Origin of the sequence: Streptomyces nodosus, from assembly GCF_008704995.1 — a bacterium.
GTDB classification, from domain to species: domain Bacteria; phylum Actinomycetota; class Actinomycetes; order Streptomycetales; family Streptomycetaceae; genus Streptomyces; species Streptomyces nodosus.
Genome location: NZ_CP023747.1, coordinates 3,149,392 through 3,163,353, shown reverse-complemented (window position 1 = coordinate 3,163,353; position 13,962 = coordinate 3,149,392). Strand labels below are relative to the sequence as shown.

13 protein-coding genes are annotated in these 13,962 nt (G+C 70.1%); 8 read left to right on the top strand and 5 right to left on the bottom strand.

What is annotated here, in order from left to right; all coding sequences use genetic code 11:
* Positions 1-48: 48 nt before the first annotated feature.
* Entirely contained in the window at positions 49-987 is a 939-nt protein-coding gene (locus CP978_RS14265; protein ID WP_376697932.1) for an RNA polymerase sigma factor SigF, read from the bottom strand.
* Positions 988-1,224: 237 nt separating this feature from the next.
* On the opposite strand from CP978_RS14265, the gene CP978_RS14260 reads away from it, so the two are divergent.
* Entirely contained in the window at positions 1,225-1,593 is a 369-nt protein-coding gene (locus tag CP978_RS14260) for an STAS domain-containing protein (protein ID WP_043440869.1), read from the top strand.
* Positions 1,594-1,844: 251 nt separating this feature from the next.
* Positions 1,845-2,384, top strand: a complete 540-nt coding sequence (locus CP978_RS14255) for an ATP-binding protein (RefSeq protein ID WP_043440866.1) — start codon at positions 1,845-1,847, stop codon at positions 2,382-2,384.
* A 120-nt stretch (positions 2,385-2,504) separates the two neighbouring features.
* Here the strand turns inward: CP978_RS14255 and CP978_RS14250 are convergent, their stop codons facing one another.
* The gene (locus CP978_RS14250) at positions 2,505-4,001 is read right to left on the bottom strand and encodes an oligopeptide:H+ symporter (protein ID WP_043440863.1); all 1,497 of its coding nucleotides are present in this window, start codon (positions 3,999-4,001) and stop codon (positions 2,505-2,507) included.
* Between the two features lie 566 nt (positions 4,002-4,567).
* On the opposite strand from CP978_RS14250, the gene CP978_RS14245 reads away from it, so the two are divergent.
* Positions 4,568-5,245, top strand: coding sequence for a response regulator transcription factor (locus CP978_RS14245; RefSeq protein ID WP_043440861.1), 678 nt, complete (start codon positions 4,568-4,570; stop codon positions 5,243-5,245).
* Positions 5,246-5,454: 209 nt separating this feature from the next.
* A complete protein-coding gene (locus tag CP978_RS14240; RefSeq protein WP_043440859.1) occupies positions 5,455-6,732 on the top strand; it encodes an ATP-binding protein in 1,278 nt (425 codons plus the stop codon).
* Between the two features lie 18 nt (positions 6,733-6,750).
* Here the strand turns inward: CP978_RS14240 and CP978_RS14235 are convergent, their stop codons facing one another.
* Entirely contained in the window at positions 6,751-7,248 is a 498-nt protein-coding gene (locus CP978_RS14235) for a GtrA family protein (RefSeq protein ID WP_043440857.1), read from the bottom strand.
* Positions 7,249-7,527: 279 nt separating this feature from the next.
* Between CP978_RS14235 and CP978_RS14230 the strand changes: the two genes are divergently transcribed.
* Genes CP978_RS14230 through CP978_RS14220 form a run of 3 tightly spaced genes read left to right on the top strand, consistent with a single transcriptional unit; the run spans position 7,528 to position 10,453 of the window.
* Entirely contained in the window at positions 7,528-8,724 is a 1,197-nt protein-coding gene (locus CP978_RS14230; protein WP_174498633.1) for a 5-(carboxyamino)imidazole ribonucleotide synthase, read from the top strand.
* Positions 8,721-9,263, top strand: coding sequence for a 5-(carboxyamino)imidazole ribonucleotide mutase (gene purE, locus CP978_RS14225; protein WP_107070390.1), 543 nt, complete (start codon positions 8,721-8,723; stop codon positions 9,261-9,263). The genes CP978_RS14230 and purE overlap by 4 nt, the downstream gene beginning before the upstream one ends.
* Before the next feature lie 5 nt (positions 9,264-9,268).
* Positions 9,269-10,453 (top strand): dipeptidase, encoded by a 1,185-nt coding sequence (locus tag CP978_RS14220; protein WP_043440852.1) that lies wholly within the window; start codon positions 9,269-9,271, stop codon positions 10,451-10,453.
* A 43-nt stretch (positions 10,454-10,496) separates the two neighbouring features.
* Here CP978_RS14220 and CP978_RS14215 read toward each other — a convergent pair whose 3' ends face one another.
* Positions 10,497-11,015, bottom strand: a complete 519-nt coding sequence (locus CP978_RS14215; protein ID WP_043440849.1) for a CbrC family protein — start codon at positions 11,013-11,015, stop codon at positions 10,497-10,499.
* Between the two features lie 82 nt (positions 11,016-11,097).
* Complete coding sequence (locus tag CP978_RS14210) at positions 11,098-12,255, bottom strand: acyl-CoA dehydrogenase (protein ID WP_043440845.1); 1,158 nt, start codon at positions 12,253-12,255, stop codon at positions 11,098-11,100.
* 232 nt (positions 12,256-12,487) lie between these two features.
* Here CP978_RS14210 and CP978_RS14205 point away from each other — a divergent pair, with 232 nt between their 5' ends.
* A complete protein-coding gene (locus CP978_RS14205) occupies positions 12,488-13,831 on the top strand; it encodes a UDP-glucose dehydrogenase family protein (RefSeq protein WP_043440843.1) in 1,344 nt (447 codons plus the stop codon).
* The last annotated feature ends 131 nt before the right edge of the window (positions 13,832-13,962 follow it).

Sequence of the window (13,962 nt, the reverse complement as noted above, 5' to 3'; positions counted from 1 at the left end):
CGGACGGGCACCGTCAGGGACGAAGGGCGGTGGGGCTCGTCCCGGCCGTCATTCCTCGAGCGTGAGCCCCTTGCGCAGCCGCACCAGCGTCCGCGACAGCAGCCGTGACACATGCATCTGTGAGATGCCCAGCTCGTCACCGATCTCCGACTGCGTCATATTGGCGACGAAACGCAGCGACAGGATCTTGCGGTCGCGCGGCGGGAGTTCGGCGATCAGCGGCTTCAACGACTCGACGTACTCGATGCCTTCGAGCCCGTGGTCCTCGTACCCGATGCGGTCCGCGAGCGCGCCCTCGGAGTCGTCCTCGGCCGGCTGCGCGTCGAGGGAGCTCGCCGTATAGGCGTTGGACGCGGCCATGCCCTGGACGACCTCCTCCTCGGAGATGTCGAGGCGCTCCGCCAGCTCCGCCACCGTCGGCGCGCGGTCCAGCTGCTGGGCGAGTTCGTCCCCGGCCTTCGCCAGATCGAGGCGGAGTTCCTGCAGTCGGCGGGGGACCCGCACCGACCACGAGGTGTCGCGGAAGAAGCGCTTGATCTCCCCGACGATGGTCGGCATCGCGAAGGTGGGGAACTCGACGCCACGGCTGAGTTCGAAGCGGTCGATGGCCTTGATCAGGCCGATCGTGCCGACCTGGACGATGTCCTCCATCGGCTCGCTGCGCGAGCGGAAGCGGGAGGCGGCGAACTTCACCAGCGCCAGGTTCAGTTCGACGAGTGTGTTGCGGACGTACGAATATTCGTGCGTGCCCTCTTCGAGGGACTCCAGTCGTGCGAAGAGAGTCTTGGACAGGGCCCGCGCGTCCACCGCGCCCACCTCGTCATAGGGCGGGATCTCCGGAAGGTCGGCGAGACCCTCGGGCTCGGTGGAACCGCCCGGCGGGGCGAGGTCGTCGGTACTGCTGTGGGCCCTGTGGTCCAAGAGGGGTGCCGACGCCGCCCTCTGGGTCTGCGATGCGTCGAGCCGGGGTGACATGAGGTCCTCCATCGTTCTCGGCATATGGCTGCCGATGCCAATACGTGCACTGCGGTGTGCGGCGCCTCCAAAGCCGGCCGTGTCGAATGGGTGTCCTTACTAGCCCTACCCGCTCTTGTCAGCCCACCGCAAGTGCACTCTGGGGTGAAATGCCCGAATTGGCAGGGTTGTTCGGGTGCTGAGGGGTGGCCCGAAGGCGTAGTGTTCGAGTGCGTCCACCAACAGCCACGACGTCGGGAGAGAGACGGCATGGACCGCGGGACGGTCGGCAGCGCACAATCGGGCCGACTTCTGGTCGAGGTGCGGCAGGAGGGCACGAGTGCTGTCGTGACCCCGGCGGGTGAGTTGGATCACTACACCGCCGATCTGCTGCGCGAACCGCTCGAGGAGTTCCTGGGGCGAGGTTTCTCACGCCTGGTCGTGGACTGTTCGCAGCTCGAATTCTGTGATTCCACCGGACTGAATGTGCTGCTCGGTGCCCGGCTGAAGGCCGAGGCCGCGGGCGGCGGGGTCCATCTGGCGGCGATGCTGCCCGTGGTGGCCCGGGTTTTCGAGATCACCGGTGTGGACGCCGTCTTCACCGTTCACGACACGCTGGACGCGGCCCTGGTCGAGTAGCGCGGTCGGAGCGCGACCGGGATGTCACTGTGTGACCGGCACGTTACGTGCGTCACAGTTTCCCGGCCCGATCCATGGGTGTTCCGGCGGCCCGGCCGGGCAGGAGACATGCTGAAACATGTCGGCAGCCAGGGCGAAAGCCGCACGAAGAAGGCCCGTACGAACCGGACGAGAGACAATCGGCGGAAGCGCCGTCGAACACGTACTGAGACTTGAAACGTGAACTGGTGAATCGGTGAGGTGAAGCGCTGATGAGCACCACCCGGCCCCACTCGCCGGGCGACCGCGGGCCGGAGCCCAGCGGCGCTTGCGGAACACCCGCGCGGGATCTCTCCGCCGACGGTGTCTCCCCCGGCACGCCCGGGGAAGAGCCGCCCTCCGGCCGGCAGGCGCGCAGGCTGAGCTTCGAGGGTCGCAGCGGCGTGGTCCCGCTGGCCCGCGACTTCACCCGCCAGGCGCTGTACGCATGGGGCTGGCTGCCCGCCGGCACCGCCGACCGGCGGGCCGCCTCCGAGGACGTGCTGCTCGTCGTCTCCGAACTGGTCACCAACGCATGTCTGCACGCCGACGGCCCGGAAGAGCTGTGGATCACCTGCGACAACAAGGTGCTGCGGATCGAGGTCTCCGACCGCGGCGCGGGCCAGCCGGCGCCGCGCACCCCGCACCGCGCGGGACGCCCCGGCGGCCACGGGATGTTCATCGTGCAGCGGCTCTGTCTGGACTGGGGGGTCGTCCGCACCCCCGGGATCGCCGGCAAGAAGGTCTGGGCGGAGCTCGGCGCCCCCGCCTGACGCCCCGTCCCGCGCGGCACGCCTGCCGGGTTCCGGGTCCGGGAACGCCGAAGGCCGCCGCACCCCGGGGTGCGGCGGCCTTCGCGCAGGCTCAGGACAGCTGTCCGGCGCGGGCCGGTGTCAGCGGACGTTGCCCATCAGCTGCTTGACCTTGTTGCGGTACATCCACACCGCCACACCGGCGACCACGGCGAGCACGGCCTCCAGGGCCACGATGCCCGTCTTGTTGAGGTCGACGCCCGCGAGGGAGAGCAGGCCGGTCGTGGCGTCGCCCGCGGTGACGGCCAGGAACCAGACACCCATCATCTGGGAGGCGTACTTGGCCGGCGCCATCTTGGTGGTGACGGACAGGCCGACCGGGGAGAGCGTCAGTTCACCGACGGTCTGCACGAAGTAGATCGCGACCAGCCACAGCGCCGCGGCCTTGTGACCGCCCCCGGCGATCGACAGCGGGGCCAGGAAGAGGAAGAAGGACGCGCCGACCAGGATCAGACCCGAGGCGAACTTCACCGCGGTGCTCGGCTCCTTGCCGCGCCGGTTCAGTGCCAGCCACAGCCAGGCGAAGACCGGGGCCAGGGCCATGATCAGGACCGGGTTGACGGACTGGTACCAGGAGACCGGGAAGTTCCAGCCGAAGACCGTGTTCTTGGCCGAGGAGTCGGCGAAGATCGACAGGGTCGAGCCGCCCTGGTCGTAGATCATCCAGAACACGGCGGCGGCCACGAAGAACCAGATGTACGCGGTCATCCGGGACTGCTCGGTCCGGTCCAGCTCCTTGTCCCGCTTGATCCGTGCGATGACCAGCACCGGAATGACCAGGCCGAGGAGGGTGATCGGCACCAGCAGCCAGTTCAGCGTGTAGACACCGGAGAAGCCGACGATCGCGTAGAAGACGATCGCGAGGGCCGCCCAGAACGCGGACTTGCGCAGCAGCGAGACCTTCTCGGCGGCGGACAGTGGCGTGGGGACCACCTTCGACCGCTCGCTCAGGTGACGGCCGCCGAGCAGGTACTGGCCGAGGCCCAGCGCCATGCCGAGCGCGGCGAGCGCGAAGCCCGCGTGCCAGTCGAATTTCTCGCCGACCGTGCCGATCGCCAGCGGAGCGATGAAGGCACCCAGGTTGATGCCGATGTAGAAGATCGTGAAGCCGCCGTCGCGGCGCGGGTCGTCCGGGCCGTCGTAGAGGTGGCCGACCATCGTGGAGATGTTGGCCTTCAGCAGACCCGAGCCGATCGCGACCAGGCCGAGCCCGGCGAAGAAGGTGCCGGAGAAGGGCAGGGCCAGCGTGAGGTGGCCCAGCATGATGATGAAGGCCGACACGGCGACCGTCTTGCGGGGGCCGAGCACCCGGTCGGCGAACCAGCCGCCGGGCAGGGCGAGCAGATACACGAGCGAGACGTACACCGAGTAGATCGCGGTCGCGGTGGCCGCGTTCATGTGCAGGCCGCCCGGTGCCACCAGGTACAGCGGGAGCAGGGCCCTCATGCCGTAGTAGGAGAACCGCTCCCACATCTCGGTCATGAAGAGGGTGGCCAGTCCGCGGGGGTGGCCGAAGAAGGTCTTCTCGGGGCCGGGGGTGCCCGGGTGGACCGAGTCCTTCGTCTGGCTGGACGCCATGGTCGTTCCTTGCTGGTCGGGGCTAGCGCGTGGGGGTCCCCTGTTCGAACGAAGCCGAGAACTTCGGGGAGTCGCACGCCCGGAGGGGCGGCCGGCACCGGCGGGACGGTCGTCCACCCCACGCCCACGAGGTGTCCGCTCCGGGTCTCGGAACGGCGGACGGCGACCACCGGGATCCACGCCTCGGCACACAGCGGTGCACTCGAGGCCCGGCCACAGGTCATTCCTTTGAAGGCTGGTGGCTACCAGCCCGCACGCAAAAGGGACCCTCAGCGTCAGTGCCCGCCGAAGGTCCCAGGTGGTGCTACAGGCGTAGTGGTCACCATACGTCATGACAGCGCCCGACAAGAAAGGACTTGAGACGCGGATCACAGGTGATTCCGGAATGCGGACACCCTTTCGAAGGTTTCCCCCGGGGATCACACCCCAAAGCCATAGGGCTGACTCCGCTCCGTCACCGCGGGCGTTTTTCGTTCAGCATGACAGCCAAAGGTAAGAATCCCCCTCCTTCGGTCACAGTCACGCTCACACCTCTGCCGCAGTCGTCGGCGGACTACCATCACCCCATGACCCGTGTACTGCTCGCCGAGGACGACGCGTCCATCTCGGAGCCGCTGGCCCGCGCCCTGCGCCGGGAGGGTTACGAGGTCGAAGTGCGCGAGGACGGACCCACCGCGCTCGACGCCGGAATGCAGGGCGTCGTCGATCTGGTCGTGCTGGATCTCGGACTGCCCGGGATGGACGGCCTGGAGGTCGCCCGTCGGCTGCGTGCCGAGGGCCACACCGTTCCGATCCTCATCCTGACCGCCCGTGCCGACGAGGTGGACACCGTCGTCGGCCTCGACGCGGGCGCCGACGACTACGTCACCAAGCCCTTCCGGCTCGCCGAGCTGCTCGCCCGCGTCCGGGCGCTGCTGCGGCGCGGCGCCGCGGAGCCGGCTCAGCCGCCCGCCACACACGGGGTGCGGATCGACGTCGAGTCGCACCGCGCCTGGATGGGCGACGAGGAACTCCAGCTCACCGCGAAGGAGTTCGATCTTCTGCGGGTACTCGTCCGGGACGCGGGCCGGGTCGTGACACGGGACCAGCTGATGCGCGAGGTCTGGGACACCACATGGTGGTCCTCCACCAAGACCCTGGACATGCACATCTCCTGGCTGCGCAAGAAGCTGGGCGACGACGCGGCCAACCCGCGCTACATCGCGACGGTACGAGGCGTGGGCTTCCGCTTCGAGAAGAGCTGACGGCTCCGCCGAGGGGCAGGAACACCGTACGGCCGACGCGCCGAGGTTGCCGGGCCGTACGGCCGTGCGGCGGTCGTGGACGCGGCCGACCGCCCCGGGGTGACCGCCAAGGCGCCGGAGGCGGCGGGTGCCGCGGACCGGCACCGGCGGGACCGGGCGGTGGACCGAGGCACACTGGTCGTCGTCCCTGTTCCCCGCCGGAGGCCTCCGTGCGTCGTCGTCTCATCCAGTCCACCCTCGCCGTCGTCCTCGTGGTGATCGCCGTCTTCGGTGTCTCCCTCGTGATCGTCGAGACCCGGACGATCAGTACCAGCGCCCAGGAGCGCGTCGACTCCGAGGCGCTGCGGCTCGCCAGCATCGTGGACAGCCGGCTCCTCGGCGACGAGAAAGTCACCTCCGGGCTCTTCAGCGACCAGGTCACCGGCGACACCTACGCCGTGATCGACATTCCCGGCCAGGCCCCCATCCGCGTCGGTGCCCGGCCCAGCGGCGACGTCATCCACTCCACGGCCATGGGGGAGGAGGGCGAGCGGATCCGCGTCGAGGTGCCCCGTTCCTCCGTCACCCGGGAGGTCGGCCGTACGCTGCTGATCATCGCCCTGGTCGCGCTGCTCGCGATCGTCGCCGCGGTGCTGCTCGCGGTGCGCCAGGCCAACCGTCTCGCCTCCCCGCTCACCGACCTCGCCGAGACCGCGGAACGCCTCGGCTCGGGCGACCCCCGGCCGCGGCACAAGCGGTACGGGGTGCCGGAGCTGGACCGGGTCGCCGACGTCCTGGACTCCTCGGCCGAGCGGATCGCCCGGATGCTCACGGCCGAGCGGCGCCTCGCCGCCGACGCCTCCCATCAGCTGCGCACGCCCCTCACCGCGCTGTCCATGCGTCTGGAGGAGATCACCCTCACCGACGACCCGGAGACCGTGAAGGACGAGGCGACCATCGCACTCACCCAGGTCGAGCGGCTCACGGACGTGGTGGAGCGGCTGCTGACCAACGCCCGTGACCCGCGTACCGGCTCCGCCGTCTCCTTCGACCTCGACGAGGTCATCCATCAGCAGCTCGCCGAGTGGCGGCCCGCCTACCGCAGTGCCGGGCGTGCGATCGTCAGCTCAGGGAAGCGGCATCTGCGGGCTGTGGGGACTCCGGGCGCGGTGGCCCAGGTGCTGGCCGCCCTGATCGAGAACTCCCTGATGCACGGCGGCGGCACGGTCGCCCTGCGCACCCGGGTCACCGGCAACCAGGCGGTGGTGGAGGTCACCGACGAGGGCCCGGGCGTACCGCCCGAGCTGGGATCCCGCATCTTCGAGCGCACGATCAGCGGCCGTAACTCCACCGGCATCGGCCTCGCCGTCGCCCGCGACCTCGCGGAGGCCGACGGCGGCCGCCTGGAGATGCTCCAGACCAAGCCCCCGGTCTTCGGCCTGTTCCTCTCCCGTACGCCGCTGAGGACGGCCGCCACGGGCGAGGAACCGGAATCGACGGTCCGCTAGGCCCCCGGGCCGGCGCCGTCAGCGCTCCGGCCCGGAAGGTTCCGCCGCCTGGAGCACCGACTCCGCGTCCACCACGGTCTCGTCGGCCGGCAGGGCCCGGAAGACCCACGAGCGGTAGGACCAGAAGCGGAACAGCGTGCCGAGGGCGATGCCGAGGAACTTGAAGACGTTGCTCTCCAGCGGGCTGTCCCAGCCGAACCCATAGGTCGCCACGTACAGCACGCCGTTCTCGATCACCAGGCCCGCCGCGCTGAACAGCAGGAACAGGGTCATCTCCCGGGTGCGGCCGCTCTTGTCGCGGTCCCGGTAGGTGAAGTGGCGGAACCCGATGTAGTTGAAGACGATCGCGACCACGGTGGCGATCACACTGGCGCGGACCACCTGGAGATGGGTGACGTTCCGTACCAGATTGAACACCAGCAGATTGACCAGCAGCCCCGCCCCGCCGACCGCCCCGAACTTGGCGAGCTCGCGCACCAGCCGGTCGAGCTGCCGGCGTGCCGTGCCGTGGGACATGTCCTTCAGGCCTGTGGAGCCACTGCCCATCGTGTCGCCTGCCCCCGTCGCGTCGGCATTGCGGTCGTGTCGGTCCGTCGTATCGGCCGATCGGCGGGGCACGCCGAGCGTTCCGTGACCCCGTCATGCTAACCAGCGGCCGTGGCCCCTGCCCGAGGACCGGTTCATCCCGAGGTGCACCCGTTCATGGGTACGACGGACGAGCCGCCGTCGTGGTGCCCCGCGCCCGGCCGCAGGGACGAAAACCGGCCGCGGTGGCGCGGCCGATACCCTGGGTGCGTGACGTTTCCGGTAGTCGGCATGGTCGGCGGTGGCCAGCTCGCTCGTATGACCCACGAGGCAGGCATTCCGCTCGGCATCAGGTTCAAGCTTCTCAGTGACACTCCCCAGGACTCCGCGGCGCAGGTCGTCAATGACGTCGTCATCGGCGACTACCGCGACCTGGAGACGCTGCGTGCCTTCGCGCGGGGCTGTGATGTGATCACCTTCGATCACGAACATGTCCCCACGGAGCATCTACGGGCCCTGGAGGCGGACGGCGTCCGCGTCCGCCCGGGCCCCGACGCGCTGGTGCACGCCCAGGACAAGGGCGTGATGCGCGCCCGGCTCGACGCGATCGGGGTGCCGTGCCCGCGCCACCGCATCGTCAGCGACCCGGGGGACGTCGCCGCCTTCGCGGCCGAGCTCGCCGAGGGCGAGGGCGCGGGCGAGGGCGAGGGCGCGGGCGAGGGCGACGGACGGACGGACGGCTTCCCGGTCGTCCTGAAGACCGTCCGCGGCGGCTACGACGGCAAGGGCGTCTGGGTCGTCGACTCGGCCGAGGAGGCCGCCGAGCCGTTCCGGGCCGGCGTTCCCGTCCTCGCCGAGGAGAAGGTCGACTTCGTGCGGGAGCTCGCGGCCAATGTCGTACGGTCGCCGCACGGCCAGGCCGTGGCCTATCCGGTGGTCGAGTCGCAGCAGGTCGACGGGGTCTGCGACACCGTGATCGCGCCCGCCCCCGGCCTCGACGAGGAACTGGCGCTCAAGGCCGAGCAACTGGCCCTGACCATAGCCAAGGAACTCGGCGTGGTCGGCCATCTCGCCGTGGAGCTGTTCGAGACCCGCGACGGCCGCATCCTCGTCAACGAGCTGGCGATGCGCCCGCACAACTCGGGGCACTGGACCCAGGACGGCTCGATCACCTCGCAGTTCGCCAACCATGTCCGGGCCGTCCTCGATCTGCCGCTGGGCGATCCGCGCCCGCGCGCCAGGTGGACCGTCATGGCGAACGTCCTCGGCGGGGACTACCCCGACATGTACTCCGCGTATCTGCACTGCATGGCCCGTGACCCGCAGCTCAAGATCCATATGTACGGCAAGGACGTGAAGCCCGGCCGCAAGGTCGGCCATGTCAACACCTACGGCGACGACCTCGACGACGTGCTGGAGCGCGCCCGTCACGCTGCCGGCTATCTGAGAGGCACCATCACCGAATGAGCGCCCCCTCCCTTCCCCTGGTGGGCATCGTCATGGGGTCGGACTCCGACTGGCCCGTCATGGAGGCCGCCGCCAAGGCCCTCGACGAGTTCGAGATCCCCTACGAGGTCGACGTCGTCTCCGCGCACCGTATGCCGCGCGAGATGGTCGCCTACGGCGAGCACGCCGCGGACCGCGGCCTGAAGGTGATCATCGCGGGCGCCGGCGGTGCCGCCCATCTGCCCGGCATGCTCGCCTCCGTCACCCCGCTGCCCGTCATCGGCGTCCCGGTGCCGCTGAAGTACCTGGACGGCATGGACTCGCTGCTGTCGATCGTGCAGATGCCCGCCGGGGTGCCGGTGGCCACGGTCTCGGTGGGCGGGGCCCGCAACGCCGGTCTGCTCGCGGCCCGCATCCTGGCCGCGCACGACGAGGAACTCCTCGGCCGCATGCGGGACTTCCAGCAGGACCTCAACGACCAGGCCACCGAGAAGGGCAAGCGCCTGCGGTCCAAGGTCGACGGGTCCGGGGCCGGCTTCGGCTTCGGTTCGGGGAAGTGACGCCGATGACCACGCCCTCCCTGGAGACGGCCCGCCGGCTGCTGCGCGAGTTCCCCGTCGTCGACGGACACAACGACCTGCCCTGGGCGCTGCGCGAACAGGTCCACTACGACCTGGACGCCCGCGACATCGCCCACCACCAGAACGCCCATCTGCACACCGACCTGCCGAGGCTGCGCGAGGGCGGGGTCGGCGCGCAGTTCTGGTCGGTGTATGTGCGCAGCGATCTGCCCGACGCGGTGCCGGCCACCCTGGAACAGATCGACTGCGTACGGCAGCTGACCGCGCGCTACCCGGACCAGTTGCGCCTGACGCTGACCGCCGCCGAGATGGAGGCGGCGCGCGCGGACGGCCGGATAGCTTCCCTGATGGGCGCGGAGGGCGGTCACTCCATCGCGAACTCCCTCGGCACCCTGCGCGGGCTGTACGAGCTGGGCGTGCGCTATATGACCCTCACCCACAACGACAACGTCGCCTGGGCGGACTCGGCGACCGACCGGCCGGCCGTCGGCGGGCTGTCGGAGTTCGGCCGTGAGGTCGTGCGCGAGATGAACCGGCTCGGCATGCTGGTCGACCTCTCGCATGTGGCGGCGACGACCATGCGGGACGCGCTGGACACCTCCGAGGCCCCGGTGATCTTCTCGCACTCCTCCGCGCGAGCGGTGTGCGACCACCCGCGCAACATCCCCGACGACGTCCTCGAACGCCTGCCCGCCAACGGCGGCATCGCGATGGTGACGTTCGTACCGAAGTTCGTGCTCCAGGCGGCCGTGGACTGGACGGCCGCCGCGGACGAGAACATGCGCGCGCACGATCTGCACCACCTGGACACCACCCCCCAGGCGATGAAGGTCCACCAGGCCTTCGAGGAGCGCAACCCGCGCCCGGTCGCCACGGTGGCGACGGTCGCCGACCATCTGGACCATATGCGCGAGGCGGCCGGCATCGACCACCTCGGCATCGGCGGTGACTACGACGGCACGCCCTTCACCCCGGAGGGCCTCGACGACGTCTCCGGCTATCCGAACCTGATCGCCGAACTGCTGGAGCGGGGCTGGTCCACCGCCGACCTGGCCAAGCTGACCTGGCAGAACGCGGTACGGGTGCTCGGCGAGGCCGAGGACGTGGCCCGTGACCTCCAGGGCAAGCGGGGCCCGTCGAACGCCACGCTGGAAGAGCTGGACCGCTGACGCGAAGGGGGCGCGGGCCGTCTCCCGCGCCCCCGGTCGGCGTTCAAGTGAAGTCTGCGTACGCCAGATGCCCCGCGCAGACACGGCAGCGGAACAGATAGGCGGTGGGCTGGCCGTCGGCGTCCAGGGAGGCGAAGAAGGTCTCCCCCAGGGTCGCCCGCAGGTTCTGCGCGGCCTCCGGGTACCGCGCCAACTCCTCGGTGCCCACCCGGCCCAGATATGCCGCCGCGTCCCCGCAGTGGGTCAGCCAGCGCTCCTGCTGCCAGCCGGAGAAGCCCGGGGTGCGCTGCTCGACGGTGCGGATCACCGAGGTCGGCGCCTCACCCGTGACCTCCGTGAACTGTGCCTCGAAGCGCTCCGCCGCGCAGCCGTCCGCGATGCACCACGGGCACAGCTCGGCACGGACGTCCGCCGCCGCGTAGACGGGACCCACATAGACGTACCCGCGCCGTTGCCCGCAGCACAGGCACTCCGTGTCCCCGGCGACCACCGAACCGGTGGCCATGGGGTCCGGGTGGTACGGGAAGGACGGCAGTTCCGCCGTCGTCACCGGATCTTTCATGTGCCCACCCTGCCGTATGACGCGAAGGGGCACCCCGCAGGGTGCCCCGAAACCACCGCGCATCATCGCAACAGGCCGCGCACTACGGCAGGTTGCGCGCCATCACGATCCGCTGGACCTGGTTCGTGCCCTCATAGATCTGGGTGATCTTGGCGTCGCGCATCATGCGTTCGACCGGGTAGTCGCGGGTGTAGCCGTAGCCGCCGAGGAGCTGGACCGCGTCCGTGGTGACCTCCATCGCCGCGTCGGAGGCGAAGCACTTGGCCGCGGCTCCCTGGAAGGTCAGGTCGCTGTCGCCGCGCTCGGACTTGGCCGCGGCCGTGTAGGTCAGCTGACGGGCGGCCTCGATCTTCATCGCCATGTCGGCGAGCATGAACTGGACGCCCTGGAAGTCGCCGATCGGCTTGCCGAACTGCTTGCGCTCCCGGACGTAGTTCTTGGCGTAGTCGAAGGCGCCCTGGGCGATGCCGAGGGCCTGCGCGGCGATGGTGATGCGGGTGTGGTCCAGGGTGCGCATCGCGGTGGCGAAGCCGGTGCCCTCCTCGCCGATCATGCGGTCGGCGGGGATCCGGACGTTGTCGAAGTAGACCTCGCGGGTGGGGGAGCCCTTGATGCCGAGCTTCTTCTCCGGAGCGCCGAAGGACACCCCCGGGTCGGACTTCTCGACGACGAAGGCCGATATGCCCTTGGAGCGCTTCTCGGGGTCGGTCACCGCCATGACCGTGTAGTACTCGGAGACACCCGCGTTGGTGATCCAGCGCTTGACCCCGTTGAGGATCCAGTGGTCGCCGTCCCGGACCGCCTTCGTCTTCATGCCGGCCGCGTCCGAGCCCGCCTCCGGCTCGGACAGGCAGTACGAGAACATCGCGTCGCCCTTGGCCAGCGGGCCCAGGTACCGCTTCTTCAGCTCCTCGGAGCCGGAGAGCATCACCGGGAGGGAGCCCAGCTTGTTCACGGCCGGTATCAGCGAGGAGGACGCGCAGACGCGCGCCACCTCCTCGATCACGATGACCGTGGCGAGTGCGTCCGCGCCCGCGCCGCCGTACTCCTCGGGCACATGCACCGCGTGCAGGTCGCCCGCCACGAGGGCGTCCAGCGCCTCCTGCGGGAAGCGGGCCTCCTCGTCCACCGCGGCGGCATGGGGCGCGATCTTCGCCTCGGCCAGCGCACGGACGGCGTCCCGGAGCATGTCGTGCTCCTCCGACGGGCGGTACAGGTTGAAGTCAGCCGATCCGGCCAAGGTCTCTCACGCTCCCAAAGAGGTGCTGCTGACGCTAACTACCGTTAAGTAACCCGAATTTTAGAGGTACGTCCATGGGGGGCGTACGTGAGCTTGGCGACAGCGGGGAGACTGCCCCCGGGACCGCCCCGCTATGCTCGGGCACCGGTTCACCGCCGCACCCGCCCGCCGCCCCGGAACACCCCCTCGACGGCGGCTCCCGTGGGTCGGCGCCTATCGGACGGGAGCACCCATGAGCCTCAGGATCACCGTGATCGGCACCGGCTATCTCGGCGCCACACACGCCGCGGCCATGGCCGAGCTCGGGTTCGAGGTACTGGGGCTCGATGTCGTCCCCGAGAAGATCGAGATGCTCCAGCGGGGCCGGGTCCCCATGTACGAGCCCGGTCTCGAGGAACTGCTGCACCGGCATGTCGCCGGCATCGAGGGGTCCAGCGGGCGGCTGCGCTTCACGATGGACTGGGCCGAGGCGGCCGCGTTCGGCGACATCCACTTCATCTGTGTGAACACCCCGCAGAAGCACGGCGAGTACGCCTGCGACATGTCGTACGTCGATGCCGCGCTAGCCTCCCTCGCACCGCATCTGACGGGCCCCGCGCTGGTCGTCGGCAAGTCCACGGTGCCGGTCGGCTCCGCGGACCGGCTGGCCGCCTATCTCGTGGAGCACTCCCCGGCGGGCGCGGACGCCGAACTGGCCTGGAACCCGGAGTTCCTGCGCGAGGGCTTCGCCGTCGAGGACACCCTGCACCCCGACCGGATCGTGGTCGGCGTGCGCAGCGAGCGCGCCGAGAAGCTGCTGCGCGAGGTGTATGCGACCCCGGTGGCCGAGGGCTCGCCCTTCGTCGTCACCGACTTCCCCACCGCCGAGCTGGTGAAGACCGCCGCGAACTCCTTCCTGGCCACCAAGATCTCCTTCATCAACGCGATGGCGGAGGTCTGCGAGGCCGCGGACGGCGATGTGGCCAAGCTGGCGGAGGCCATCGGGCATGACGACCGGATCGGAAGGAAGTTCCTGCGGGCCGGCATCGGCTTCGGCGGCGGCTGTCTGCCGAAGGACATCCGGGCCTTTATGGCGCGCGCCGGAGAGCTGGGCGCCGACCAGGCGCTGACCTTTCTGCGGGAGATCGACTCCATCAACATGCGCCGCCGTGGGCAGATGGTCGAGATGGCGCGGGAGGCGCTGGGCGGCAGCTCCTTCCTCGGCCGGCGGGTCGCGGTGCTCGGCGCCACCTTCAAGCCGGACTCCGACGACGTTCGCGACTCGCCCGCGCTGAACGTCGCGGGACAGATACACCTCCAGGGCGGCCAGGTCACCGTCTACGACCCCAAGGGCATGGAGAACGCCCGCCGGCTCTTCCCCACGCTCGGGTACGCCGGCTCCGCCCTCGAAGCGGTCCGCGGCGCCGATGTCGTGCTGCACCTCACGGAGTGGCGCGAGTTCCGCGAGCTGGACCCGGCCGAGCTGGGCGAGGCGGCGACCTCCCGGGTGCTCCTCGACGGCCGTAACGCCCTCGACCCGGAGCTGTGGCGCCGGGCGGGGTGGACCTACCGGGCGATGGGCCGCCCCACCGCCTGAGCGCGGCGCCGTCCGAGGGCCGGGTACGGCCGGAACGGCGGACGGAGAGCGGGTGACGCCGGTCCGGCCGAGGCTCAGTCGGCCGGACCGGCGTCCTGTTGCATTCTGCCGCACGACCGCCCGGCGCGAGC

What these genes read in the sequence shown, in the direction of transcription:
- CP978_RS14245 (WP_043440861.1), top strand. Translation starts at nt 4,568, where the DNA reads ATGACCCGTGTACTGCTCGCCGAGGACGACGCGTCCATCTCGGAGCCG.
- CP978_RS14220 (WP_043440852.1), top strand. Translation starts at nt 9,269, where the DNA reads ATGACCACGCCCTCCCTGGAGACGGCCCGCCGGCTGCTGCGCGAGTTC.
- CP978_RS14260 (WP_043440869.1), top strand. Translation starts at nt 1,225, where the DNA reads ATGGACCGCGGGACGGTCGGCAGCGCACAATCGGGCCGACTTCTGGTC.
- CP978_RS14265 (WP_376697932.1), bottom strand. Translation starts at nt 987, where the DNA reads ATGGAGGACCTCATGTCACCCCGGCTCGACGCATCGCAGACCCAGAGG.
- CP978_RS14250 (WP_043440863.1), bottom strand. Translation starts at nt 4,001, where the DNA reads ATGGCGTCCAGCCAGACGAAGGACTCGGTCCACCCGGGCACCCCCGGC.
- CP978_RS14255 (WP_043440866.1), top strand. Translation starts at nt 1,845, where the DNA reads ATGAGCACCACCCGGCCCCACTCGCCGGGCGACCGCGGGCCGGAGCCC.
- CP978_RS14235 (WP_043440857.1), bottom strand. Translation starts at nt 7,248, where the DNA reads ATGTCCCACGGCACGGCACGCCGGCAGCTCGACCGGCTGGTGCGCGAG.
- CP978_RS14215 (WP_043440849.1), bottom strand. Translation starts at nt 11,015, where the DNA reads ATGAAAGATCCGGTGACGACGGCGGAACTGCCGTCCTTCCCGTACCAC.
- CP978_RS14205 (WP_043440843.1), top strand. Translation starts at nt 12,488, where the DNA reads ATGAGCCTCAGGATCACCGTGATCGGCACCGGCTATCTCGGCGCCACA.
- purE (WP_107070390.1), top strand. Translation starts at nt 8,721, where the DNA reads ATGAGCGCCCCCTCCCTTCCCCTGGTGGGCATCGTCATGGGGTCGGAC.